Source organism: Embleya sp. NPDC001921 (genome assembly GCF_053594475.1).
In genome coordinates this window covers 1-24,691 of the sequence record NZ_JBSFEO010000054.1, presented here as the reverse complement: position 1 = coordinate 24,691, position 24,691 = coordinate 1, and the positions used below count along the sequence as shown (strand labels likewise).

The following is a 24,691-nucleotide window of genomic DNA, read 5'->3' as shown; positions in this document are numbered from 1 at the left end:
TCAGTCCGTCGTCCTGGCGTACCGGCCGAGCGCCATCACGGGGAAGACGAGCCGGTACATGTGGTACTTGATGTAGAAGTCGCCGGGGAAGCCGGTGCCGGTGAACTGCGGCTCGTCCCACCCGCCCAGCTCGTTCTGATGCTCGGTCAGCCAGGAGATGCCGCGCTGCGCGACCTTGCCGAACTCGCCCGCCGCGTGCAGCGCGAGCAGCGCCCACGCGGTCTGCGACGCGGTGGATTCACCGCGCCCGGACCAGGTCTTCGGCTGATCGTAACTGCGCAGGTTCTCGCCCCAGCCGCCGTCCGGGTTCTGCCGCGCCTCCAGCCAGCGCACCGCGCGCCGGATCGCCGCGTGCCGGGGGTCGACGCCGGCGGTCACCAGCGCCGGCAGCACCGCGCCGGTGCCGTAGATGTAGTTCGCGCCCCAGCGACCGAACCAGGAGCCGTCCGCCTCCTGATGGTCCATCAACCACTTGACGCCGTCGGCGACATAGGAGCTGTAGCGGGCGCCGCCGTCGGCGAGCATCTCCACGATGTGCGCGGTGACGTCGGCCGAGGGCGGGTCGGTGACCGCGCCGAAATCGCAGAACGGCAGCTTCAGCGGCAGGATGCTGACGTTGTCCGCGTCGAACGCGCCCCACCCGCCGTCCTTGCTGCGCATCCCGGCCGTCCACCGCTCGGCCCGGTCCAGGACCGCGTCCTTGCGCGCGCCGTCCGGGTGGTCGGTGTAGCGCAGGGCCATCACGATCTCGGCCGTGTCGTCGGTGTCCGGGTAGTAGTCGTTGGCGAACTCGAAGGCCCAGCCGCCCGGTTCCAGGTCCGGCCGGCGCACCGCCCAGTCGCCGACCTCGCGGATCTCCTCGTCCATCAGCCACCCGGCCGCCTTGACCACCCTGGGGTCGGCGGCCGGAACTCCCGCGTCCCGCAGCGCGACCAGGGTCAGCCCGGTGTCCCACACCGGCGACTGGCACGCCTCGAACCGGCGGCGCAGCTCGCCGTCCTCGTCGGTGTCCACGATGGTGAACCCGTCCAGGCCCTTGATGCCCTGCGCCATCACCGGGTGGTTGAGCGGGTAGCCCATCAGCCGCAGCGCGATCAGCGAGTAGACCCACGGCGGCTGGATGCCGCCCCATCCGCCGTCCGCCTCCTGGCGCTGGACGATCCACTGCTCGGCCTTGCGCATCGCGGCCTGCCGGATCGGCTTGATCGGCCGCTTCTGGTACTGGTGCAGCCCGGCGTCCAGCGCGCGGAACACCCGCGACCACGGGTCGTCGGCGGCGGGCCGGCTCCGGACCGCGCCGGTGGGGCGCAGTTCGGCGAGCTCGAACGGCGCGGGCCGGACCGGGCGCAGCGAGCTGACGATGGTCAGCGGCACGATGGTCTGCCGGGCCCAGCAGGCGAAGTCGTAGACGTTGAGCGGGAACCACTTGGGCAGGTAGATGATCTCCGGTGGCAACACCGGCAGGTCGTCCCACGACCACCAGCCGAAGAAGGCCAGCCAGAACCGGGTGAACACCCGGGTGTTGGCGATGCCGCCGCCGTCGCGGATGAAGGCGGCCGCAGCGGCCATGTGCTTGGCGTCCGGGTCGTCACCGGCCAGCTTGAGCGCGACGTACGCCTCGACGGTCACCGACAGGTCGGCGGGACCGCCGAAGAAGGTCGCCCAGGTGCCGTCCGAGCGCTGGTTGGCGCGGATCCAGCGCGCACTGGCCAGGGTCTGCTCCTCGGTGCGGATGCCGAGGAACTCGCGGAAGAGCAGATCCTCCGCGTCCATCGTGACGTTGGTCTCCAGCTCCCCCTTCCACCAGCCCGCGTCGTCCTGAAGCTCCATCAGATGGGCGACGGCCTTGTCGAGTGCGCCCCTGACCCCGTCGTCGTCGACGTCGCCGATTCCCGGCTGGACGGTCACTGTCATCTCTTCACAACTCCCGAGTGGTGGTGAAGGCCGCGAGTGAGGTCAGGTCCGTGTAGGTACCTTGCGGGACGTCCAGGGAGTCCAGGCAGGCCATGGCCTGCTCCAGGCGCCGTGCCGCCTCGGTCTCGGTGCGGGCACGTCCGCCCGCCTCCTCGACCAGGCGTGCGGCCAGGGCGAGTCCCTCCTCGTTGCGCGGTCCTTCGTCCGTGTAGATGCGCGCCAGCTCGCGTCCGGCGGTCGTGTCGCTCGAGAGGGCGGCGACGACCGGCACGGACTTCTTGCGTCGGCGCAGGTCGTTCCAGGCGGGTTTGCCGGTGACCTCGGGTCGCCCCCAGATCCCCAGCAGGTCGTCCACCGCCTGGAAGGCGACGCCGAGGTGGTGCCCGAAGCCGTACAGCGCCTGCACGGTGCGCTCGTCGGCGCCCGCGAGGGCCGCCCCGATCGCCGACGCGCAGGCCAGCAGGGCCCCGGTCTTGTTGCCCGCCATGGTCAGGCACTCCTCGACGCTGACGTCGAGTCGGGCCTCGAAGGACAGGTCCTGGGACTGTCCGTCGATCAACCGGGCGGTGGCCTCGGTGAGCAGTCGGGCGGCACGATCGCCGTCCGCGTCGTCGGCGTCCATCAGGACCTGTTCGGCCAGCACGAGCAGACCGTCACCGGCCAGGACGGCGAGTCCCGGGCCGAAGACCTTCCACGCGGTGGGCCGATGCCGACGTTCCTCGTCGCCGTCCATGAGGTCGTCGTGGATCAGCGAGAAGTTGTGCACGAGTTCGACCGCGACGGCGCCGGGCACGCCCACGCCGGTCGGCGCGCCGACCGCCTCGGCGGAGAGCAGCGCGAGCGCGGGGCGCAGCGCCTTGCCGCCGTTGCCGGGCAGTTCGCGACCGGCCTCGTCGGCCCACCCCATGTGATACGCGGCCACGCGGGCCAGGGGCGGTTCGAGTCGGGCCGTCGCGACCCGCAGCGCGGGGCGGCTCGCCTCGCGCGCGCGATCGAGCACGGCGGGGGCGATCGATGCGTCGGCGAGCGTCATAGCGGCGTCGTCCTCTCCGGGATGGCACGGGTGCGGCCGAGATGCGGGAGGGCCTCGCGGGCGGCGGAAAGGCCGCTGCGAACGGCGCCCTCCATCGTCGCGGGCCATCCGGTGGCGGTCCACGCCCCGGCCAGGGCGAGACCGGGGACCGCGGTCCGGGGCCCGGGACGAAGCCGGCCCGAACCGGGAGCGGGACGGAAGGTCGCGGCCCGCTCCTTGGTGACCACGAACCGCTCGACCCGGGCGTTTCGGGCCGAGGGCAGCACGCGGGCCAGCTCCGGGACGAACCTATCCCGGAGCTGTGCGCTCGTCAGGTCGATTTCCCGACCCGCCGCGGACAGCGACACGGCCACGTAGCGGCCGGCCGCCAGTCCGTGGCCGGCGCTGCGGTCGAACATCCACTGGACCGGGCTCCCGATGCCCGCGGCGAGCGGGACGTCCAGGACCGGGCGGTCGTAGAGCACGTGCAGGTTGACGATCGGCGAGGTGCCCAGGCCGGCGAGCAGGGTCGGGTCGGCGGGCATGTCGCCGAGCAGCAGGGCGCCCGCGGGCAGCAGTCGGGCCGCGTCGTAGTGCGGTACGGCCAGCACCACCGCGTCCGCCTCGATCCGCTCGCCGCCGGCGTGTATCGCGAACCCGCCGGCGCCGGCGTCGAGCGCGTCCACCCGGGTGCGCAGGTGCACCCGCACGCCCGCGCGCTCCAGCGCGCGGCTCGCCGCGTCGCCGTGCAGTTCCTGGAGCGGGACCAGGCTCCAGCCGATGTCGGCGCCGTCGTTGCGGTCGAGCACGCCGGTGCGGAAGACCTTGACGGCCATGCCGAGGGATGCCTCGGTGGCGGGCAGGTTGAGCGTGGCGATGCCGATCAGGTCCCACATCGCCTCGCGCTCGCGGGCGGTGACGCCGAAGCGGTCCAGCCACGCGGCGAAGGTGAGTTCGTCCAGGGCCGCATCGGCCGGTTCCAGGCGGCGCAGGGCGAGTGCGGCCAGGCCGACCCGGGCCCGGCCGGCCATGGTCAGCAGGGGGTAGCGGGCCAGCGCCGAGGACAGGTGCAGCGGGGCGGGCAGGGCGGAGCGGCGCAGCCGGGTGCGGGTGCCCCAGGGGGTGCGGACCGGGACGTCCATCCGGGGCTGGAGGTAGACCTTGTCGGCGCTGCCGATGCGCTCCAGGAAGGAGATGTACTCGGTGCAGCAGCGCAGGAACACGTGTTGCCCGTTGTCGAGCCACATGTCGTCGCGGCGCAGCGAGAACGTCGCGCCGCCCAGCCGGGGCCGGCCCTCCAGGAGGGTGACCCGGACGCCGGCGTCGGCGGCGGCCAGCGCGGCGGTGATGCCCGCCAGACCGCCCCCGATCACCACCATGCGTGCGCTCATGCCTTGCTCCGTACCCACGTGATCAATCCCTGTACCGGCCCCTGCGACCGGCTTCCCGCTCCGGCCCGGGGCCGGTCATCGATCGACGTTCACCGTCTGCGCGCGAGCAGCGAGCGTGCGCCGACCGGCAGGCCGGCCAGTGCGCGTGCGGCGATCTCGGCCTTCTCCCAGTTCGGGAGCGAGAGCCGACCTATCAGCACCTGGCCCGGCTCCTCCATGATCCTGGTCAGCAGCCGGCGGTAGATGCCCGCCATCGCGCCGGTGCTGGCGGCGCTGCGCCGGTCGAGCAGCGGGAGCAGGGTCAGACCCCGCTCGAAGAGCTGCTCGGCGCGGTTGCCCTCGAACCGGACCAGGTCCTCGAAGGCCGCGCTCTGGGTGAACCGGCCGCCCTTGTGCCACGCGTCCTCGAGACCGAACTTGGCCAGGTCCTCGCGGGGCAGGTAGACCCGGCCGTTGTCCTTGTCCTCCTTGATGTCGCGGAGGATGTTGGTGATCTGGAGCGCGATGCCGAGGGTGTCCGCGAGATCGGGCGCGTGCAGCGAGTCGCGGGAGCCGAAGATGCCCAGCGAGAGCCGACCCACGGTGCCCGCGACGCAGCGGCAGTAGACCCGCAGCTCGTCGAAGGTCTCGTACTCGGTCTCGCGCACGTCCATCTCGACGCCGTCGATCAGCTCGTCGAGCGCGGGCAGCGGGATCGGGAATCGGGTCGCGGCGTCGGCGAGCGCGACCGCGACCGGGTCGCGATCCGCGCTCAGGTCCTTGAGTTGTTTGCGCATCCGGGCCAGCTCCGCGACCTTGCGGTCGGCCGGCAGGTCGCCGTCGCCGATGTCGTCGATCTCTCGCGCGAAGGCGTACACGGCGCTGAGCGCGAGGCGCTTGGGCTCGGGCAGCAGCCGGATGCCGTAGTAGAAGTTGCGTGCCTGATTGCGGGTCAGGCGCTCGCAATACGCATACGAAGCGTCGACGTCCATGGTTCCCCTTTTACCTCTTTCGTACCAGTACGCCGGACAGCTCGCGCAGCAGGGTGGCCTTGCCGGGCTTCGCCCGGTGGGCCAGGACGTCGAAGCCGACGTCCTTGATCGCGGCCACGGCCGCTCGTCCACCGGCCACGAACCCGGCGATCGCGAGGCGATCGCGCCCTCGCAGTGTCCCCGCGAGCGGTGCGCCGAGGCGCAGCAACTGCGTCGCGCGGTGTGTCTCGTAGGCGATCAGTCGTCGCACCGAGGGTGCGGCCGCGGGCGCCGCGAGGTCGGCCTCGGCGACGCCGAACCGGTCCAGGTCCTCCTTGGGCAGGTAGATCCGGTCGCGTTCGAGGTCCTCGGCGACGTCCTGGAGGTGTTCGACGATCTGGAGCGCGGTGCAGATCTCGTCGGAGCGCGCGACGCGTTCCTCGCTCGCGCGACCGAACACGTGCAGCACGATCCGACCGACCGGGTTCGCGGACAGCGCGCAGTAGGCGACCAGATCCTCGTACGTCGCGTAGCGGCGCACCACCTGATCCTGCCGGTTGGCCTCGATCAGGCCCAGGAACGGCTCGATCGGCAGGTCGAGTTCGCGCACGCTCGGCTGCAGGCGACGCAGCACCTCGAGCTTCGGGGTGCCGGTGTAGACGCGGCGCAGGTCGCCCTCGAAGGCGTCGAGCTGGGCGACCCGGTCGCCCTCGGCCTCGTCGCCGATGTCGTCCACCAGGCGGGCGAAGCCGTAGACGGCCAGCAGGTGGCGCCGGTGGTCGGGGCGCAGGATCCCCATCGCCACGGGAAAGTTCTCGTGGCCGGCCTGGCGCATCACCACGTCCGGGTCGACGACCGCGGCGTCGATGCCCGCCGAGTCGTCGTCGCTCGCGCCGGGCGCGCGCTCAAGACCGCGGGAATCACTCCCCATATCTCTCCCTGGGCCCCCGAAAACATCCCCAACATTACAGTTGGCCAGGAATTCGTGCCGTCCCGGTCGGTCTGACGGTTCAGCTTGCCCGATCGAAGTCGGATCGATCAAGCACCGAGAACACGCGTGTCATAGCTCACCCGGACTTTTCCTTCGCGAAACACTTTTGTTATCACCGCGAACCTCTCGGGTGCCGCCGACGATCCCCGTACCACTCAGGACGTCCGGCATCCCCCGGTGGTTTCCGGGCACCTGAGGAGGTTTCGTCGCGCGATCCCCTCCTTGCGGAGTAGTGCGGAGTTCCGCCTTCCGCATGAGGAGTACGGCGATTATCCGTGCGCAATGGACCAAGCGGGGTCGATAAAGCGAGTGGCCGGCGAAATGTTGATCAACTTTCCGGATTTGCGGAATACCCGGAGGATAGCGGTGCGCGCCGACACGCCGCCGTACACCGAATCGATACCCGAATGCGCTGCCCGGGTCGAACCGCGGTCGCGTTACGGTCCGCGCGCTACCGGCCCGGGGTCCCGCTCGGGCCCGAGTGGGGATGGTGACAGGCGACCTCGACGTCGGCGAGCGACTCCAGTGGCGGTCGCCGTTCGAGGCACACCTCGGTCGCGAACGGGCAGCGCGGGTGGTACGCGCAGCCGGCCGGCGGGGCGAGCGCCGAGGGCACCTCGCCGACGATTCCCTCGCCCAGCGCCGCCGCGTTCGCCCGGCCGATCCGCTCGGGGTCGGGCACCGGCACACTGGCCAGCAGCATCCGCGGGTAGGGGTGCCGTGGATCGCCCAACACCCGCTCGACCGGGCCGAGTTCGACGATCCGACCCAGGTACGTCACCGCCACGCGATCGGCGAGCCGTCGGGCGATGTCGATCTCGTGGGTGATCACCACGATCGCCAGGTCGAGTTCGGTGCGCAGCCGCAGCAGCAGGTTGACCACCGTCGCCTTGACGCTCGCGTCCAGACTCGCGGTCGGCTCGTCCAGGACCAGCACGCGCGGGCGCACGAGCAACGCGCGGGCGAGCACCAGGCGGGCGAGTTCGCCGCCGCTGACCTCGGCGGGCAACCGGTCCAGGTGATCCGCCGTCAGGCCGACCCGCTCGACCATCGCCAGGACCAGTTCCTCGCGCTCGGCCCGGTTCGCGCCCAGCCCGTGCACACGCAACGGCTGATGCAGCGCGTGCCGCAGCGAACGGCGCCGGTTGAACGCGGCCCGCGGGTTCTGCGTGACGAGTTGCACCAGGCGCTGATCGTCCGGTCCGCGATCGCCGGACAGGGTGCGGCCCGCCAACGCGACCGTGCCCGAGGTCGCGGTGTCCAGGCCCGCGAGCACACGCGCGATGGTGGTCTTGCCGGAGCCGGACTCGCCGACGACGGCCAGCACCTCGCCGGCCGCGACCTCGAAGGAGACGTCCTCGACGGCGCGCACGACCCGCGGCTCGGCCCGCCGGCCGAACGGTTTGGGCAGGACGTACCGACGGGTCAGCCCGTCCACCGTCAACAGCGCGCTCACCGGCCCGCCTCCTCGTCCACCCAGTGGCAGCACACCTCGCTCGCGCCGTGCCGGACCGCGGCCGGCATGCGCTCGCGGCACACGTCGAACACGTGCGGGCAGCGCGGTGCGAACGGGCATCCGGGCAGCAGGTTCGCGCCGTCCGCACTGCCCTCGACCGCGCGCAGCGGCCGATCCGCCGGCGTCGTCGCGGGCATCGCGGCGATCAGCGCCCGGGTGTACGGGTGCCTGGGCGCGGCGAAGATCTCCCGGACCGGCGCGGTCTCCACCAGGCGCCCGCCGTACATCACACCGACCCGGTCGCAGATCGTGGACACCACCGCGAGATCGTGCGAGACGTAGACCAGGGCGAGTCCGAGCTTGTCCCGCAGGGTCAACAACAGCCGCAACACCTGTGCCTGCACGGTGGCGTCCAAGGTGGTGGTCGGCTCGTCGGCGAGCAGCAGCGCGGGCTCGTGCGCGAGCGCGGCGATCGCGATCACCACGCGCTGGAGCTGACCGCCGGAGAAGCCGCCGGGCAGATCGCGCGGGCGCTCCAGGACCGGCCCCAGGCCGATCCCGATCAGCGTCTCGCGGACCTCCACGTCGTCCAACCGATCGCCCAGGTACCAGCGCAGTTGGCGCAGCACCGGCGTGGTCGGCGCGAGCGAGGTCATCGGCTGCTGCGGTACGAACGCCAGCCTGCGCCCCCGGATCCGGCGCAGGTCCCGCTCGCGCATGCGGGCCAGGTCCTCGCCCTGGAACTCGATGCCGCCCGCACGCCGCGCGCCGTCCGGCAGCAGCCCCATCAGCGCGGCGCACACGCTGCTCTTGCCGCTGCCCGACTCGCCGACCAGGCCCAGGATCTCGCCGGGCGCCACGTCGAAGGAGACCCCACGCACCGCGGGCACCGGCCCGGCCGGGCCCCGGTAGTCGACGTCGAGGTCGCGCACCCGCAGCAGCGGCACCTCGGTCGCGGCCGTGCCGTCCATCACACGAACCGCAGGTGGTGCGGGTCCAGCCGGCTGATCCGCAACATCGTCGGGTCCAGCGGGGACAGTTCGGCGCGCTGGGCGAGGGCGAGCTTGGGATAGGCGGGCGGGGTGATCACCGCGTCCTCGGCGAGCAGTTTGTCCACCCGGCCGAGCGCGGCCACCCGCTCGGCGTCGTCCGAGGTCTGCCAGACGGTGTCGATCAGCTTGTCCACCTCGGGGTTGGCGTAGCCGCAGGAGAGCACGTTGGTGGAGCCGGCGGGCGCGAGGGTGAGGTAGTTCGCCGGGCCGGAGGTGAACCCGGACGAGAAGGTGTTCATCAGCATGTCGTAGTCGCGCGAGAGCCACTTGTTCGACCACGGCCCGCCCGCGAGCTGCTCGATGGTGACGTCGAGGCCGATCTGCTTCCAGCCCGCCACCAGCACCTGGGCGATGTCGCGGATCCCCTGGTTGGTGCCGATGGTCACGGTGAACGAGCGCTTGGCCGTCTTCGCCCGGGCCAGCAGCGCGCGGGCCCGCTCCGGGTCCGGCGCGGGCGTGAACGGCTTGAAGGTGGGATCCCAACCGAGTTCGGCGGGCCCGATCGGGCCCTGGCCCACCGTGCCCTCGCCGCCGTACACCCGTTGCAGTACCCCCTGGCGGTCCATCGACAGCGCGACCGCCTTGCGGAAGTCGGGGTCGTTGAACGGCTCCTTCCGCATCATCACGTAGCTCAGCACGTCCAACGGCGCCTCGGTGAGCACCAGCGCGAGCGACTTGTCCTTGCGGATCATCTCGAAGGTGGCGAAGGACGGTGCGGTGATCAGGTCGACCTTGCCCTGGCGCAGGCTCAGCACCCGCGTGTTGGCGTCGGCGAAGACCGTGTACTCCATGCCGGCGAACGCGGGCGCGGCGCCGGCGGGGTACTGGCCGCCGTGGTAGCGGTCGAAGCGGGCGAGGGTGAAGCTCTGACCGGCCACGAACCGGTCCAGCCGGTACGGCCCGGTGCCCATCATCGTGTCCTTGCGGGCCACGTAGTCGCGGTGCGTGATCGGCAGATTGGTCAGGTGCGAGCGCAGCAGGCCGTACGGCTTGCTCAGCACGATCCGCACGGTGTGCTCGTCGACCCGCTCGAACCGGGAGAGATAGCCGAGCATGTAGGTGATCCACTCGCTGCCGGCCGAGAGGTCGAGCATGTGCGCGAGGGTGGCCACCACGTCGTCGGCGGTGAACGGCGTGCCGTCGTGCCACACCACGCCCTTGCGCAGCCGGATCGTCCAGGCCAGCTTGTCGTCGCTGATGTGCGGTTCGCCGTCCGCGAGCAGCGGCACCGAGGCGAGCTTGGCGTCGTAGCCGTACAGGCTCTCCATGATCGGCTCGGCGATCCACCGGGTGATCTCCGAGCCGGAGTCGAGCGGGTTCAGGCTGCCGGGCGCGGAGGCGACGCCGATCCGCAGGATGCCGTCCTTGTGCCGGTCGGCGACCCGCTTGGCCCCGGAGGAGCTCGAACACGCGGTGAGCACGCCCGTACCGCCGGCCGCCGCGAGCGCCGCGAGGCCGAGAAAGCCTCGACGGTTCAGGCCGACTGTGCGCACCGGGGTCACGGGATCTCCTTGGGAGTCTGTTCGAGGGTCGGGGTCTGCTTGACGGCCAGCGTCTGCTGTGCGGCCCGAGTCTGCTTCGGGATCCGGCGTGCGGTCGGACCGGCCGCCGCGGGACGTGGGCGGGCGCCGCCGGACGTGTCGCCGAGCAGGTTGAAGCCCAGGATCCCGAGCACCAGGACGGTGCCGGGCAGCGTCGCGTACCACCAGTCGCCGCCGATGATCTGCCCGCCGGCGTCGGCGATCAGGTTGCCCAGCGTGGCCTGCGGCGGCGCCACGCCCAGGCCCAGGAAGCTCAGGCCGCCCTCGGCGAAGACCGCGATGGCCATCGCCAGGCAGGCCTGGCCGAGCACCGGCGGCCAGACGTTGACCAGCACCTCGCGGAAGAGGATCTCCCGGGTGGGCACGCCCAGTCCGCGCAGGTTGGTGACGTAGTCCTCGCGCATCTCCACCACCGTCGCCCCGCGCGCGACCCGGGCGAAGTAGGGCACGAAGCCCAGCCCGATGGCCAGCGCCACCCGCGGCCCGTTGCCCACGGTGATCGGCCCGAAGTGCATGTCCGCGGTGCCCATCAGACCGATCAGGAACATCACGAAGACGAACTGCGGCAGGGCCTGGAGGGTTTCCACCGAGCGCATCAGCAGACCGTCCAGGCGACCGCCGTGCCGGTATCCGGCGAGCACGCCCAACGGCATGCCGACCGCGACCGCGAAACCGATCGAGGTCAGGCAGATCCACAGCGAGGTCCAGGCGCCCTCGGCGGTCCGGGCCAGCAGGTCGCGGCCGAGGTGGTCGGTGCCGAAGGGGTGCGCGAGCGAGGGCGCCTCCGGGCCCGCGGTCACCAGCGCGGTGGGATCGCCGTGCAGCCGGCCGACGGTGGCCACCAGGAGGTAGAGCAGGACGCACGCCAGGCCGATCCACCCGGCCATGCCCCAGCGCGGCAGGCGCGGTCGGGCCCTCACGCGGCCCGTCCGAGCTTGTCCCGGGTGACGCCCGCCGCGGTGCGCGGATCCAGCAGCGGGTAGAGCAGGTCGACCACCAGGTTCAACAGCAGGAAGATGGCCGAGGTCGCGACGCACGCGCCGAGCGCGAGCGGGTAGTCCTGCCGCTGGAACGCGGTGACCATCAGTTGGCCGATCCCGGGGATCTGGAAGACGTTCTCGATGAGTACGGTGCCCGACAACAATCCGCCGAGCAGTACGCCGGCCACGGTCAGCGTCGGCAGCAGCGCGCCGCGCAGCGCCACCCGACGCAGCGTGAGCAGCCGCGAACCGCCCATCGCGCGGGCGAACAACACATGGTCCGAGGCCATCGCGTCGGCCAGCCCGCCGCGCAACGAGCGGGTGAGCATCGCGAAGGTGGCCAGGCCGAGCACGATCGCGGGCAGCACGAGCACCTTGAGGTTGGTCGCGGGATCCTCGCCGAAGGTGACGAAGCCACCCGCGTTGGGCAGCAGATCGGGATGGCTGTCGCCGACCACCACGAGCGCGATCACGGCCAGCCAGTAGCCCGGCAACGACATCGCCACCACGCTCAGCACCCGCGTGCCGTGATCGACCACCCCACCGCGGCGCAGCACCGACCACACGCCCAGCAGCACCGCCGGGATCACCGCGAACACGCACGCGAGCAGCCCGAGTTCGAGCGAGATCGGCAGCGCGCGGCCGAGTTGCCCGGCGACCGAGGTGCCGTCGTAGAGCGAGGTGCCGAAGTCGCCGCGCAGCGCGTCGCCGACGTAGTCGAGGTACTGGGTCGCCAACGGCCGGTCCAGACCCATCCGGTGCTCGACCGCGGCACGGGCCACCGGATCGGCCGCGACCTGCGGCGCGAGCTGGTTGACCGGGCTCACCGGGGACGCGTGCAGCAGCAGGAACAGGCCGGTCACGACGGCGAACATCACCACGACGACGCCCAGGACCCGCCGCACCAGGTAGTTCGTCATCACTCTCCCTGCCGATCCGATGCGCCATCCATTGTCGGACGGCGCATCGGACGGTGGGCCCCCGGGTCGTGCGGTGCGGGCGGAACGTGACGTTCCGCCGTCGTTCGGACGGTCTCGGTCGCTCGGACGGTCCGGGTCGTTTCGGTGGTCCCGGTCGTTCGGACCGCGTCGGTGGCGCCGGTGGTCCCGGTCGTTCGGACCGTCCCGGTCGCTCGGACCGTCCCGGTCGTTCAGGCGGTCTTGCGGAACCGCTCCAGGTCCCGACCCAGCTCACGCAGCACGGCGCTGTTGATGTCGTACGCGAACAGCACCTCCTGGATCACCAGTTCCTGCTCCTCGGCGTCCCACGGCGCGTTGTTCATCGCCGCGCGGTAGGCGTCCTTCCACACGGTCAGGTCGCCGAGCCCGTCGAACACGTAGAAGTCGCTGCCCTGGGTGCCGGGCAGGTCGTAGTGCTTGCGCATCTGCTTGGCGATGAACTGGCCGCCGGACATGTCGCCGAGGTAACGGGTGTAGTGGTGCGCGACGAAGCCGCCGGCCCAGTCGTAGCACTTCTCCCGCATCCGGTCGGCGTAGCGCACGGTGGCCTCGTTCGCGGGCCACTCCTGCTTCCAGTTCTCGCCGGCCAGGAAGAGCATGTCGGCCTCGAGGACGGCCCGGCGGTCCAGTCGCGGGTCGGCGAACGGGGCCCCGATCGGGTCGTTGCGCATGGTGTCCGCGGCGTCGTCGAGCACGACGTAGGCCCAGTAGTGCTGGGCCACCATCGCGGTGTACGCGTCCCGGGTCAGCTCGCCCTTCATCAGCGCCTCCAGGAAGCCCGAACCCTCGGCCTCCTGGTGGAAGGCCCACGAGCGCTTGCGCAGCGACTCGGCGAAGGTCGGGGTGGCACCGGCGGTTTCGGCGGTCTCGGTCGTGGTCATGAGGTTTCCCCTAGGTGCGACAAGATCTACCGAACGCGCACAGTTGAGTGCGTACGGTGCGAACTATGACGGATCAGGCGGCTTCGCCCGTGCGGATTCGGCGTTTCGCCCATGACGAAGCGCTCGCGGGGATTCGGGTTGCCGCCCGTTTCCGCCGGTCCTCGCAGTCTGTGTGGCGCCATGCGGTGCCGTCAATAAGTTACCGACAACTTGTCGGCACGTTGTCGGCGGGGGCGCCGACGGGGGTGCGGCGGGGCCTCGGTCACCCCGGGGCGGCGAACCCGGCCGGCCCGGCCGGGCTTCGCACGGCGGGCCGGACACTCGATCGGGCCGCCTCGGCGCCACCGTCACGCGGTCCCGCCGCGTTCGAGCACGGCGTTGTGCGTGGTTTCGCGCCGTTCGCGTACGGCGTTGTGCCGCGGTCTCGCGCCGTTCGAGTACGGCGTTGCCACGCGGTTTTCGCACCCTTCTCGTACGGCCTTGCGGGCAACCCCCGGAAGTCCGGGCGATCCGGCCCGGTCTTAGGATAGCCTCACCTCCAATCATTCCGTACGCAGTCGTACGGTCGGCCCAGAGGAAACAACGTGAGCCCAGCCCGCACCGGACGCCTCGGCGGCACCGTCGCCGCCATCGCGACCCTCCTTCTCGCGTGGGCGCTCGTCGGCCTCGCGAGCCCCGCGCACGCGAGCGGCACCCCGGCGGCGGGCAAGGCCACGCTGACCGCGGAGAAGACCACCGGGCTGAACCCGGCGGGCGACGTGGTCAAGCTGGTCGGCAAGGGCTTCACGCCGGGCGTGCGGCTGTTCATCCTGCCGTGCGACCCCGCCCAGGGCGCGGGCCGCGCGTGCGACATGGGCTCGTTCAGCGGCCCCACCGAGGCGGACGCGACCGGCTCGTTCAGCACCGACGTCAAGGTCGCCGCCAAGTTCGGCACCGTCGACTGCCTCAAGACCCGGTGCGCCATCGCGACGTCCAACTCGGCCAACGGCAAGGACCGTACGCAGGAGGTCTACCTCCCGATCGGCTTCACGGGTGAGGCCCCCGGCCTGCCCGCGAGCCCCGGGCCGGCCACCGCGGCTCCGCAGGCCGGCGCTCCCGGCGCGGGCGGCGCGCCGCAGTCCTCGGCCGCCGCGCCCGCCGCCTCGCCCGGCACCGACACCGCGAAGACCTCGGCGCAGGACGAGGACGACGACAGCAGCAACACCGGCCTGATCATCGGGGTGGTCGCCGCGGTCGTGGTGGTCCTGGTGGCCGTCGGCGTGGTGGTCAAGCGCCGGCGCCAGGGCGCCTGACCCGCTCTCCCCCGACCCACCGAGCTCGTTCCCAGCTTCCGGAGTCCACATATGCGCAAGTCCCGTACCGCCGCGGCCGTCGCCGCCGGCGCGATCGCCGGCCTCGGCCTCACCACCTTCGCCGCCGCCCCCGCGTCGGCCGCCGACGCCCCCACCATCACCCTGTCCAAGTCGACCGGCCTGGCCGCCGGCGGCGAGGAGATCACCGTCACCGGCAAGGGCTACAAGCCGGGCAAGGGCGTGTACATCGCGCAGACCGTGGCCAAGCCGGCCGGCGGCGTGCCGACGCAGTACGGCAACGCGGGCTACGTCCCGCAGGTCGGCGCGGACGGCACCTTCTCGGTCAAGATCAAGCCCGCGCAGAGCTTCGAGGGCAAGGACAAGAAGAAGGTGGACTGCGCCGCCACCGCGTGCTTCGTGGCCACCTTCAACGACCACACCGACCTGGCCAACCGCGACCAGGACGTGTGGGTCCCGGTGACCTTCGGCGCCGCCGCTCCTGCCGCGCCCGCGGCGCCTGCCACGACGACGCCGCAGACCGGCGCCACCACCGAGGCGGGCGAGCCGAAGTTGCCCAAGACCGGATCGTCGAGCACGCAGCTCGCCTATGTCGGCGCGGGCATGCTGGTGGTCGGCGTGGGTGCCGTCGCCGCGTCTCGTCGACGCCGCGACTCCGCACGCGCCTGACCTCATCCCTACCGCTGGAGGCGACCCGCATGAGCGAGGCGACCGTCAACCCGTTCGGAGCGGACGCGATCACCGCCGTCTGCAAGCACATGAACGACGACCACCCCGACGACTGCCTGCTGATCTCGCGCGGCCTGGGCGGGCAGCCGAAAGCCACCTCGGCCACGATGACCGGCCTGGACGGCGACGCGGCGTACTACTCGGCGATCGTGGCCGGCGAACCGGTCGCGGTGCGGGTGCCGTGGAGTCGTTCGATCACCGAGCGCCGGGACGTGCGAATCGAGGTCGTCACGCAATACAACGACGCGTGCAAGGCACTCGGCGTGCCGGCTCGCGGCGAGGGCGAGCACTGAGCGCGGTCGGCCGGTGAGGGCGAGCGTCGATCGGGTCGACCGGTAAGGAACCGGCGGGCCGACCGGGCCGACCACCTGTAAGAAGCGTCACGCCGACGGCCCGGGAGGAAGCTCTCCCGGGCCGTCGGCGTTGGTGTGGTGGGGAAAAACCTGTCGTATGCACGTGTACGAAAAGATATAGTGAGCTTCGCTCAGTATTTGCTTCGCATTCCACGCTCCGCCCTCGCCTCCCCCTCCCGCCCTCCACGCACCCTCCCCGAATGAAGGCCTCCGCCGTATGCCGCCCATATCCGCGTCACGCCTCAGCCAGAAGGTCGTGGTCGGCGCCGTCTTCGTCGCCGCGATGTTCGTCAACATCCTCGACATCACCATCATCAACGTCGCGCTGCCGGCGATCGGCAAGGACCTCGGCGCCTCCCAGGCGAGCCTGGCCACGGTCGCGGTCGGCTACCTGGTCAGCCTCGCGGTGTTCATCCCCGCGTCCGGCTGGCTCGGCGACCGCTTCGGCACCAAGCGGATCTTCCTGATCGCGCTGGCCCTGTTCACCGGCGCGTCCGCGCTGTGCGGGCTGGCGCAGAGCATCGACCAACTGGTGCTGTTCCGCATCCTCCAGGGCGCGGGCGGCGGCATGCTGACGCCGGTCGGCATGGCGATGATGTTCCGGGTCTTCCCGCCCGAGGAGCGTGTACGCGCGTCCCGCATCCTGATGGTCCCCACCGCCCTGGCGCCCGCGCTCGGCCCGGTGCTCGGCGGCCTGCTCGTGGACAAGGCGTCCTGGCACTGGGTCTTCTACATCAACCTGCCGGTGGGCGTGGCCGCGTTCGTGTTCGGCCTGATCTTCCTGGAGGAGTACAAGAACCCCAAGGCCGGTCGCTTCGACCTGCCCGGCTTCGTGCTCTCCGGGGCCGGCTTCGCGCTGCTGATGTACGCGTTGAGCGAGGGCGCGACCAAGGGCTGGGGCTCGCCGATCATCCTGTCCACCGGGATCTCCGGGCTGATCCTGTGTATCGCGATGGTCTTCGTCGAACTGCGGGTCAAGGAGCCGATGCTGCACCTGCGTCTGCTCCGCGACCGGCTGTTCGTGAGCACCAACGTGGTGTCGATGGTCAACTCCGCGGCGTTCCTGGGCGTGCTGTACGTCTTCCCGCTGATGCAGCAGCAGGCGTTCGGCAAGAGTGCCCTGGAGACCGGTCTGCTCACCTTCCCCGAGGCGTTCGGTGTGGTGATCGCCACCCAGTGGGTCTCGCGCCTGTACCCGGTGGTCGGTCCGCGCCGACTGATGGCCGGCGGCCTGCTCGGCATCGGCGCGTGCGCGGCATTGCTCGCCCTGGTCGACGGCGACACCTCGGCCGTGCTGATCGTGGTGCTGATGTTCTGCACGGGTGCCTCGATGGCGCACGTGATGATCCCGATGCAGGCGGCGGCGTTCGCGCGTACCGCGCCCGCCGACAACGGCCGCGCCTCGACCCTCTTCAACGTGCAGCGCCAACTCGGCTCGGCCCTCGGCGTCGCGCTGCTGGCGAGCGTGCTCGCCGGAATCGGCACGATGACGATCCACTCCGGCGGCGCCCCGAGCCCGAACCTGCACGCCTACCACGTGGCCTTCCTGGTCGCGGCCGGCCTCGCGGTCCTCGGCGCGATCGCCGCCCTGACCATCCGCGACTCGGACGCCGCCTCCACGCTCCGCAAGAAGACCGAGGTCGTCCCCGCCGCGAAGCCGGAGACGGAGAGCGCGATGGTCTGAGGTTCGGGCCGTCGGCTGCCTAGACTCGGGCCATGGACCGGATCGACCGTGCGAGTCGGGTGATCGCGGCATCACCGGCGACCGTCTACGACGCCCTCCTGGACCGGGAATCCCTGGAGGCCTGGTTGCCGCCGGAGGGCATGCGCGGGCGGATCGAGCGGTGGGATCCGCGGCCCGGTGGCGGCTTCCGGATGGTCCTCACCTACCTCGACCCCACCGACAGCCCCGGCAAGACCTCGGACGCGACGGATGTCGTCGACGTCGAATTCGGTGAACTGGTGCCGGCGGAGCGCGTGGTGCAGCGGGCGGTCTTCGAGGCCGACGACCCGTCGTACGCGGGGACCATGACGATGACCTGGCACCTGGCTGCCGACGCCGGCGGTGACGGTGGCGGTGGCAGTGGCAGTGACGGTGACGGTGACGGTGACGCGACCAGGGTGACCGTCACCGCCAAGGATGTGCCGCCCGGCATCGACCAGGCGGCACACGAGGTCGGGATCGCCTCCTCGCTCGCCAACCTGGCGGCGTACGTGGAAGGGACCGGCTGACGCAGGTCGACGCCGAGCCGGGATGGGGCAGGTCCGTGCCCGGGTCGATCCCGGCCTCGATCCCGGCCTCGATCTCGGCGTCAGGCCCGGAAGCGCCACGAGACGTGCGCGGAGCGCCTTCGCATCGTCTCGCGGCGTTCCGGTTCGTCGACCGTGCGGGTGGTCGGGACGAGATGGTCGCGGACCTCGTGGCGGGGGACCACCATGGCCCGGACGGTGGGTTGTTCGCGGGGGTCGAGCCAGCGGTGCGTCGCGAAGACCTCCGTTCGGCCCTCGGTGTCCAGCCAGTTCGGCACGCCGGGGTCCAGCGCGCCGATCACGACCCGGATCAGCCCGTCGGGATCGCGCTCGGCCTGCACGTGGTTGAGCGAGGTCTGGCGGTTGGCGAAGTCGAGCGACTCGAACCAACCAGGGCTGTAGAGCTGGAGATCCCACTGCCCGGAGACGCGGGGGTCGGTCTCCACGATCAGTACCTGATCATCCGTCAGCCGCACCCGGGCAAAGCCGTACACGACCTCCTTGACCCCGCCGGCCACCGTGGCCGGCGTGCTGAACGTATTCACCGCCTGCCGGTCGCCGGTGGTGCGCACCCAGTCGTTCCACACCTCGATCGAGTTCTCCACCGACGTCGCGGCGCCGTCGAGCATGCCCGCGACCCGCTCCGGAGTCACCCGCGCGGCCGGTCGCCCCTGGGTGTCCAGGCGTTCGAGGGCGAGCATGGCGGGCTGTTCCGGCTTCCAGTCGAAGTAGTAGTCGCGTACGTGCAGGACCCGGGCGTCCGGAGTGAGGGGGACCCAGTTCCCGGGCTGCTCGGTGGCGCTGAGGATGATCTCGACGGTGTCGCCTGGCCCGACGCCCAGCGCGGTCGAGGAGGTCTCGGCGACGATGTCGGTCCGCCCGGAGTGCATGTCCCCCGGTTTGACCTGGAGTACGAACTTCTCGCACGCGTTCATCGTCACGGTGAGCCGGTACACGCCGTCCCCCGCGATCGGCGCGCGGCGCGCGTTCTGGTCCACGTTCGGCCCGCCCCAGCGGTAGGCGAGGTCGTTGTGGGTGAAGAAGGCCGGGTTCTGCGGGTCGGTCGCGGCGAGTTGGTAGGTCAGCCAGCAGGCGACCTGATTGGCCAGGTGCCGAATGCCCTCGGCCCGGTCGGCGTCGGTCGCGCCGGGGAAGTCGGCCTCCAGGATGCGGTCGCCGAGCGCGGCCATCCGCTCGCAATAGGCGCGCCACGCAGTGCCGTTGACCACGTCGTGCGCGGGCGGGTCGTTGCGGCGCGGGTCGCGCCGGTGCGCTGCTTGCTGGTGCGCTGCCTGCCGGTGCGGGTCTTGCCGATGCGGGTCTTGCCGGTGCGGGTCGTTCGCGCGGAGTTCGTTCGACTGCACGTCAGATCTCTTCCGTCGGGACCAGGAACCGCTTCTGATAGTCCGTCAGCCGAGATCGTACGTCCTTCCGGGCCAATCCGAGGTCGTCGAACGAGTAGTTGTGCCTCCCGTGCCTGCCCTGGGGCCGTTCGGCCAGGTAGGCGCGCATCGCCGTCTCGGCCTCGGCGGTGAGGTCCAGACCGAATGTGGCGTACAACTCGCCCACCACCGCGATCGGGTCGCGCATGAAGTCGGCGTAGGCCGAGTCGTGCCAGTCGGATTCGGCGACCCGACCCGCGTCACGAAACGCGGTGAGTCGGTCGTACGCGGTGCACCACAGGTCGCTCTGGGTGCGGGCGACGTCCCGGATGTCGGACGGATTCCCGTACGCGTGGTGGATCGTGGCGATCAGGCTGCTCAACGAGGCCAGCACGGTGAGCGGATCGCGGTGGGTCACCGCGATCCGCGCGTCGGGGTACACGTCGAACAGCGCGTCCAGGGTGAGCAGGTGCGCGGGTGACTTGAGCACCCAGCGGGTCACCCCCGGTGTGCGGCGCTGGAGGATCTGCAACACGAGCCGGTGATAGGCGTAGGCGGGCCGCATGTCGCACTCGGCCAACCACGCGGCGTAGGACGGGATCGCGAACTGCCCGGTGAAGTCCTCGGATCGGAAGGCGAGCGCATGCGCGCTGATGCATTCCTTGGGCAGCGTGCCGCTCTTCTCGTGGATCGCGTCCATGGCCGGCACCGCACTCGTGATGAACCGGATCTCACGCTCGGCGAGCCCGATCCGCGGGTCGGTGTCCCGGGTCGCGGGCTCCGGCGGCGGAACCGGGCGCAGGAACTCCCAGGTGGTCGGCACCCGGTTCGCCGGATCCCGGGCGAGCAGCGCATGCAGGATCGAAGTCCCGGTCCGGGGACCGCCGGTGACGAAGATCGGCCGGTGGATCGGCTCGTCGAGCACGCCGGGATCGTCCCGGACGTAGCGGGCGACCTGGAGCCGCACGTCCAGCAGCCGGGCCACCCACGTGTGCGCCCACCAACGGCCCACCCGGTCCAGGTTCGCCTCGTGCTCCAGCGCGTGGAGCAGCCGGTCCAACCCCTCGCGAAAGCCGGGGTCGTCCTCCGCGCCGAGGTCGGTCAGTCCGGTCCTGGCCCGGGCCTCGCCGATCAGCGCGTCGGCGGCGAACGGCCGGTCCAGGTCGTCGGTGAGCGGCGGGATGTCGCCGGCGGCAAGGGTCTCGGTCCAGGCGGCGCGGTGCGGTGGTGTCCAGGCCATGGCGGTACGGCCTCCCTCACGTCGTTCCAGTTCGCGGGCGGACGCCGAGCGGGCGCGGCCCCGCCGCAGATTAGCTCTTTGTGAAGGTAAATCTGAAGAGGCGTCAGATACTGATCGGCGATGCGGTTGTGGGGTTCGGAGGTGGCTCGGGTTGCGGGTGGCTTGCGGCTCGGGTTGCGATGTGGGGTGCGGCCCCGGTTCAGGGGTGGGTTGCGGCTCGGGTCAGGTGTGGGGTGCGGCCCGGGTTCAGGTGTGGGTTGCGGCTCGGGCTCGGGTTCGGGCTGCGGCCCGGGTTCAGGCTCGGGGCAGAGTGGTCCGGGTGGCGGACCGGATCCGGGAGGGTGAGGGGCGCCCCGTACCGTACGAACCCTCGGTATCAACGCGGAATCGACGCGGAATCAACGCGGATGGAGAGTCGTGAGCGAGCGCAACGTGGTCTGGCACGAGGGCGGAGTGACGCGCGAGCAGCGTCCGGCGCTCGGGGCGACGATCTGGTTCACCGGCCTGTCGGGCTCGGGCAAGTCGACGGTCGCGGTGATCGCCGAGCGGCTCCTGGTCGAGCGCGGGACCACCGCGTACCGCCTGGACGGCGACAACGTCCGGCTCGGACTGAACGGCGACCTGGGCTTCGGGGCCGCGGACCGGACCGAGAACATCCGCCGGGTCGGCGAGGTGGCCCGCCTGTTCGCCGACGCGGGTGTGATCGCGATCGTCCCGGTGATCAGCCCGTACCGCGCCGACCGGGACCGGGTCCGCGCCCTGCACGCCCGGGACGGCCTGCCGTTCCTGGAGGTGTTCGTGGACACGCCGATCGAGGAATGCGAACGCCGCGACCCGAAGGGCCTGTACGCCAAGGCCCGACGCGGCGAGATCGGCGACTTCACCGGTATCTCGGCCCCGTACGAGGCGCCGGAGGCACCGGAACTGCGACTCACCCCGGCGGACGGCGACCCGGAGCAGCAGGCGGCGCGACTGATCGCGCTGTTGGACACGCTGAAGCTCGGGGGGTAGGCGGAGCAGGCGGGGTAGGGGCGGGACGGGAGCGGCACCGGGTCGGCGAGGCGAGAGCTGGGTCGGCGGGTCGGCGGGTCGGCGGGTCGGCGGGTCGGCGGGTCGGCGGGTCGGCGGGTCGGCGGGTCGGCGGGTCGGCGGGTCGGTCGGTGACGTGCCGTCAGGGCCCGGGTATCCCCCTCGGATACCCGGGCCCTGAGGGTGCGTCAGGCCGCCTCGGCCGGGCGTCGACCGACTCGAACGGGTCGACCCGTTCGGTCGCGGCCGGCCGCTAGTGCAGCAGGCCGCCCGTGGCGGGCTTGCGGCCGTGCTTCATCACCAGGGCGATCACGAGCGCCAGCACGCCGCACGCGATCAGGACCCAGAACCCGGTGGTGAAGGCGTCCGTGGTGTACGTGCAGCCCCGCTCGTTGCACGCGTCGTTGGTGGCCAGGCCCTGGCCGCTCGGTGCCGGGCCGGTGATCTTCAACCGGTTGTCGGTGAAGATCGGGGACAGCAGCGCGACCCCGACCGACGCGCCGAACGACTGGGCGACGACCAGCATGCTGGACGAGATGCCCTGCTGCTCCTGCGGTACCGCCTCGATGATCAGGTTCGGCGCGGCGGCGTAGTACATCCCGAAGCCGATGCCGTAGACCACGCCGCACAGCAGCATCAACTGCCACGAGTCGTGCAGGAACAGGTACATGAAGCCGGCCACGGTCAGCGTCCCGACGCCGACGATCATCGGCATCCGCAACCCTCGACGCTGGCCCCACAGGCCGGCCAGCGGGCCGGCGATCATGCTGGACATCGACTGCCAGATCAGCACGTGCAGGGCGAGCCCGAGCAGGGTGAAGCCGAGCGCGTAGTCGAGCGAGTCGTTGAACGAGACGGCCGCCTTGACCTGGTCGGCGATTCCGGCCCACATCGCCTCGGGCGCGCCCATGGCCTTGGCGCCCTGGACGGCGCCGTCGGCGTACTGGTCGAGGGCGCCCTGCTTGACGTTGTCCGGGGTCAGGCCCATGTAGCTGGTGAGGTAGTTCTGGATGCCGATGATCATGTTCGCCAGGAACGCGATCCCGAGCACGAGTGCCACACGCGGAGCGGTGAGCAGCTTCAGGTCGATGATCGGGTTCTCCACCCGCTTCTCCCACAGTGCCCACAGCGCGATCACGAGCACGCCCAGGAGCGCGTATCCGAACGCGGAGGGCTTGCTCCAGCCCCAGGACTGCCCCTGGCTGATGTAGAGCAGGATCAGCGCGAGCCCGACGCCGAGGATGACACCGCCGACGTAGTCCACCTTCTGCGGAACGCGCAGCTTGGACTCCGGCACCACGACCAGCAGCAGCGGAATCAGCACGAGCATGTAGACGACCAGGAACCAGAACAGCGAGCGCCACGAGTAGTGCTCGGTGAGCAGCCCGCCGACCACCGGCGCGAGCGCGGCCGACAGGCCGAGGCCGGTGGCCGAGATGCCGATCGCGACCGGGATGAACTTGCGCGGCATCAGGTCGCGGATGAGCCCGTACACGACGGCGGTCATCCCGAACGCGACCGCCTGGAGCGCGCGGCCGACCAGGAACAACGTCCACGAACTGGTGAGCGCACAGACCAGCGAGCCGACCAGGAACGAGACGCTGGTCGCGAGCAGCAGTCGCTTCTTGCCGTAGACGTCGGAGAGCTTCCCGATCAGCGGGCTCACCGCGCCGCCGACCAGGCCCAGGATCACCACCATCCACGAGATGCTCTCGCCGACGGACCGGAACGATGGGGCGATCTCGGGCACGGCCGAGGAGATCATCGCGTACTGGAGCGGCACGACCTCGGAGAACATGACCACGACGGCCAGAACTGCGAAGACCCGGCCCTTGGACACCCCTTCGAGTCGACCGGTGTCGACCGAGGACGGGTCCGATTCGGGCTCCGGCGGCTTCGCGGGTACTTCAACGGTCGCAGACATACCGGTACTTTCCGTTCTGTGCAGAGGCGCGCGCCGGACACGTGTCACCACTGCGACACGTCCGGTTTTGTACGGAATCTTTGGGGGCAAAGCGCCGCTCGGCCTCGATGGGGCGGGCGCGTCTCGTGGACGGTGCCAACCGGATCGGTGTACTCCAGCCGAACTGATTGACAGTGTTTAGCACGGCATACGGGCACGGGGAAGAGTGATCGCCGGGCGAAGGTACGTTTTGATTCGGTTTGGGATATAAATTCCCTGACGACCCGTCAGCTAACTGTCGCGGTCGAGGGGTTGGCCCGAGTCGGGGGTCGGGGCCGGGGGTGGGGGTCGGGGGTGGGGGTCGGGGGTCGGGGCGGGTCGGGGTCGTCACGGGGGTTGGCTGCCCGGCGAGGCGGAGACGTTGGTCGGCAGAAACAACGCCAGGCGAGTGGCGGGAAGGGGCGGGACTTCGGCCGGGCCTGCCGAGGAGCCTCCCGAGTGACTAGTGCTCTTCACAGAGAGCACTGCTCACGGCACGCACTGCGAAATGGCGGAACCGGGGGTTGGTGACCTTGCGCTCACGAGCTGACGTTGACTGGTGTCGATCGGCCCCGTTCCAGGTCACCGGCGGTCTGGAACCTGAGTTTTCCGGCGAGACGCGGGCTTTGATCGCCGGGAGACCCCGCCAACGACGGGCTGGGGTGGGTGGTCCGGCGAGGTTCGCCGGGGCGCTTTCCCGCGCATGTCGGCACTTCGCGAGAGCACTGCTCTCGGTGTGCGTTGCGCGATGGCGGGGTCGGGCACGGGTGGCCTTGTGCCTACCGGTTCGCATTGACCGGTGTCGGTCGGCTCGGCGTCAGGTCGTCGGCGGCCGGGAGCGCTGGACTCTCCGACGAGATGCGGGGCTTGCCCGGCAGGAAACGCGCCGGCAACGGCGGTCGGGTAACCGTCCGGCGAGGCCGACCGAGCCGCTTCCCCGAGCGGCTCGGCTCTTTGCGAGAGCACTGCTCTCGGTGTGCGTTGCGCGATCGCGGGGTCGGGCGCCGGCGGCCTTGTGCTCACCGGTCGGCTTTGGCGCTGGCCGTCGGGCCAGTCTCGAGTCGCCGACGGCCAGGAACCCCGACCCTCCGGCGAGACCCAGGCTTTGCTTGCCGGAAAAAGCACCTGCAACGGCGGAGAGGGCGGGCCTCGCCCGCCGGGGCCGGCCGGGACGCCTTCCCGAGCGGGTCGACTCCTTGCGAGAGCACTGCTCTCGGTACGCGTTGCGCGATGACGGGACTGGGCGCGGGTGGCCCTCTGCCCACCGGTCGGCGTCGGCGTTGGCGGTCGGGCCGGTCCCAGGTCGCCGACGGTCAGGAGCGTTGGGCC

Annotated in this window: 20 protein-coding genes; 6 read left to right on the top strand and 14 right to left on the bottom strand. The window is 71.1% G+C overall.

Annotated features, from left to right (window positions below; genetic code table 11):
• The 11 genes from shc to ACWCPW_RS42615 all read right to left on the bottom strand — a co-directional run bounded on the left by shc (position 1) and on the right by ACWCPW_RS42615 (position 13,127).
• On the bottom strand, positions 1-1,914 hold the full coding sequence (gene shc, locus ACWCPW_RS42665; RefSeq protein WP_449767011.1) for a squalene--hopene cyclase: 1,914 nt from the start codon (positions 1,912-1,914) through the stop codon (positions 1-3).
• A 4-nt stretch (positions 1,915-1,918) separates the two neighbouring features.
• Entirely contained in the window at positions 1,919-2,947 is a 1,029-nt protein-coding gene (locus ACWCPW_RS42660) for a polyprenyl synthetase family protein (protein ID WP_395859672.1), read from the bottom strand.
• Positions 2,944-4,317, bottom strand: coding sequence for a hydroxysqualene dehydroxylase HpnE (gene hpnE, locus ACWCPW_RS42655; protein ID WP_449767010.1), 1,374 nt, complete (start codon positions 4,315-4,317; stop codon positions 2,944-2,946). The genes ACWCPW_RS42660 and hpnE overlap by 4 nt, the downstream gene beginning before the upstream one ends.
• Positions 4,318-4,406: 89 nt before the next feature.
• Positions 4,407-5,288: a presqualene diphosphate synthase HpnD gene (hpnD, locus tag ACWCPW_RS42650; protein ID WP_449767009.1), complete on the bottom strand. Its 882-nt coding sequence runs from the start codon at positions 5,286-5,288 to the stop codon at positions 4,407-4,409.
• Positions 5,289-5,298: 10 nt separating this feature from the next.
• Positions 5,299-6,198, bottom strand: coding sequence for a squalene synthase HpnC (gene hpnC, locus ACWCPW_RS42645; protein ID WP_449767008.1), 900 nt, complete (start codon positions 6,196-6,198; stop codon positions 5,299-5,301).
• A 511-nt stretch (positions 6,199-6,709) separates the two neighbouring features.
• A complete protein-coding gene (locus ACWCPW_RS42640; protein ID WP_449767007.1) occupies positions 6,710-7,714 on the bottom strand; it encodes an oligopeptide/dipeptide ABC transporter ATP-binding protein in 1,005 nt (334 codons plus the stop codon).
• Positions 7,711-8,685, bottom strand: coding sequence for an ABC transporter ATP-binding protein (locus ACWCPW_RS42635; RefSeq protein WP_449767006.1), 975 nt, complete (start codon positions 8,683-8,685; stop codon positions 7,711-7,713). The genes ACWCPW_RS42640 and ACWCPW_RS42635 overlap by 4 nt, the downstream gene beginning before the upstream one ends.
• Positions 8,685-10,268, bottom strand: coding sequence for an ABC transporter substrate-binding protein (locus ACWCPW_RS42630; RefSeq protein ID WP_449767005.1), 1,584 nt, complete (start codon positions 10,266-10,268; stop codon positions 8,685-8,687). The genes ACWCPW_RS42635 and ACWCPW_RS42630 overlap by 1 nt, the downstream gene beginning before the upstream one ends.
• Positions 10,265-11,227 (bottom strand): ABC transporter permease, encoded by a 963-nt coding sequence (locus ACWCPW_RS42625; protein ID WP_449767004.1) that lies wholly within the window; start codon positions 11,225-11,227, stop codon positions 10,265-10,267. Before ACWCPW_RS42625 ends, ACWCPW_RS42630 begins: the two co-directional genes overlap by 4 nt.
• Complete coding sequence (locus ACWCPW_RS42620; protein WP_449767003.1) at positions 11,224-12,207, bottom strand: ABC transporter permease; 984 nt, start codon at positions 12,205-12,207, stop codon at positions 11,224-11,226. Before ACWCPW_RS42620 ends, ACWCPW_RS42625 begins: the two co-directional genes overlap by 4 nt.
• Positions 12,208-12,437: 230 nt before the next feature.
• On the bottom strand, positions 12,438-13,127 hold the full coding sequence (locus ACWCPW_RS42615) for a biliverdin-producing heme oxygenase (protein ID WP_449767002.1): 690 nt from the start codon (positions 13,125-13,127) through the stop codon (positions 12,438-12,440).
• A gap of 584 nt (positions 13,128-13,711) precedes the next feature.
• On the opposite strand from ACWCPW_RS42615, the gene ACWCPW_RS42610 reads away from it, so the two are divergent.
• The 5 genes from ACWCPW_RS42610 (at position 13,712) to ACWCPW_RS42590 (ending at position 17,751) form a co-directional block, all read left to right on the top strand.
• A complete protein-coding gene (locus ACWCPW_RS42610; RefSeq protein ID WP_449767001.1) occupies positions 13,712-14,419 on the top strand; it encodes a neocarzinostatin apoprotein domain-containing protein in 708 nt (235 codons plus the stop codon).
• Positions 14,420-14,470: 51 nt separating this feature from the next.
• A complete protein-coding gene (locus ACWCPW_RS42605; protein ID WP_449767000.1) occupies positions 14,471-15,106 on the top strand; it encodes a neocarzinostatin apoprotein domain-containing protein in 636 nt (211 codons plus the stop codon).
• A gap of 29 nt (positions 15,107-15,135) precedes the next feature.
• Entirely contained in the window at positions 15,136-15,459 is a 324-nt protein-coding gene (locus ACWCPW_RS42600; RefSeq protein WP_449766999.1) for a DUF2470 domain-containing protein, read from the top strand.
• 277 nt (positions 15,460-15,736) lie between these two features.
• Positions 15,737-17,203 carry an MDR family MFS transporter gene (locus ACWCPW_RS42595; protein ID WP_449766998.1) on the top strand — a complete coding sequence of 489 codons (1,467 nt, stop codon included), beginning with the start codon at positions 15,737-15,739 and terminating at the stop codon, positions 17,201-17,203.
• A 32-nt stretch (positions 17,204-17,235) separates the two neighbouring features.
• Entirely contained in the window at positions 17,236-17,751 is a 516-nt protein-coding gene (locus tag ACWCPW_RS42590) for an SRPBCC family protein (protein ID WP_449766997.1), read from the top strand.
• Between the two features lie 80 nt (positions 17,752-17,831).
• On the opposite strand, the gene ACWCPW_RS42585 is transcribed toward ACWCPW_RS42590, so the two are convergent.
• Complete coding sequence (locus ACWCPW_RS42585) at positions 17,832-19,133, bottom strand: DUF1214 domain-containing protein (RefSeq protein ID WP_449766996.1); 1,302 nt, start codon at positions 19,131-19,133, stop codon at positions 17,832-17,834.
• Position 19,134: 1 nt separating this feature from the next.
• On the bottom strand, positions 19,135-20,391 hold the full coding sequence (locus ACWCPW_RS42580; protein ID WP_449766995.1) for a sulfotransferase family protein: 1,257 nt from the start codon (positions 20,389-20,391) through the stop codon (positions 19,135-19,137).
• A gap of 417 nt (positions 20,392-20,808) precedes the next feature.
• Between ACWCPW_RS42580 and cysC the strand changes: the two genes are divergently transcribed.
• Positions 20,809-21,402: an adenylyl-sulfate kinase gene (cysC, locus tag ACWCPW_RS42575; protein ID WP_449766994.1), complete on the top strand. Its 594-nt coding sequence runs from the start codon at positions 20,809-20,811 to the stop codon at positions 21,400-21,402.
• Positions 21,403-21,673: 271 nt separating this feature from the next.
• Here cysC and ACWCPW_RS42570 read toward each other — a convergent pair whose 3' ends face one another.
• Entirely contained in the window at positions 21,674-23,344 is a 1,671-nt protein-coding gene (locus tag ACWCPW_RS42570) for an MFS transporter (RefSeq protein ID WP_449766993.1), read from the bottom strand.
• Positions 23,345-24,691: the final 1,347 nt, after the last annotated feature.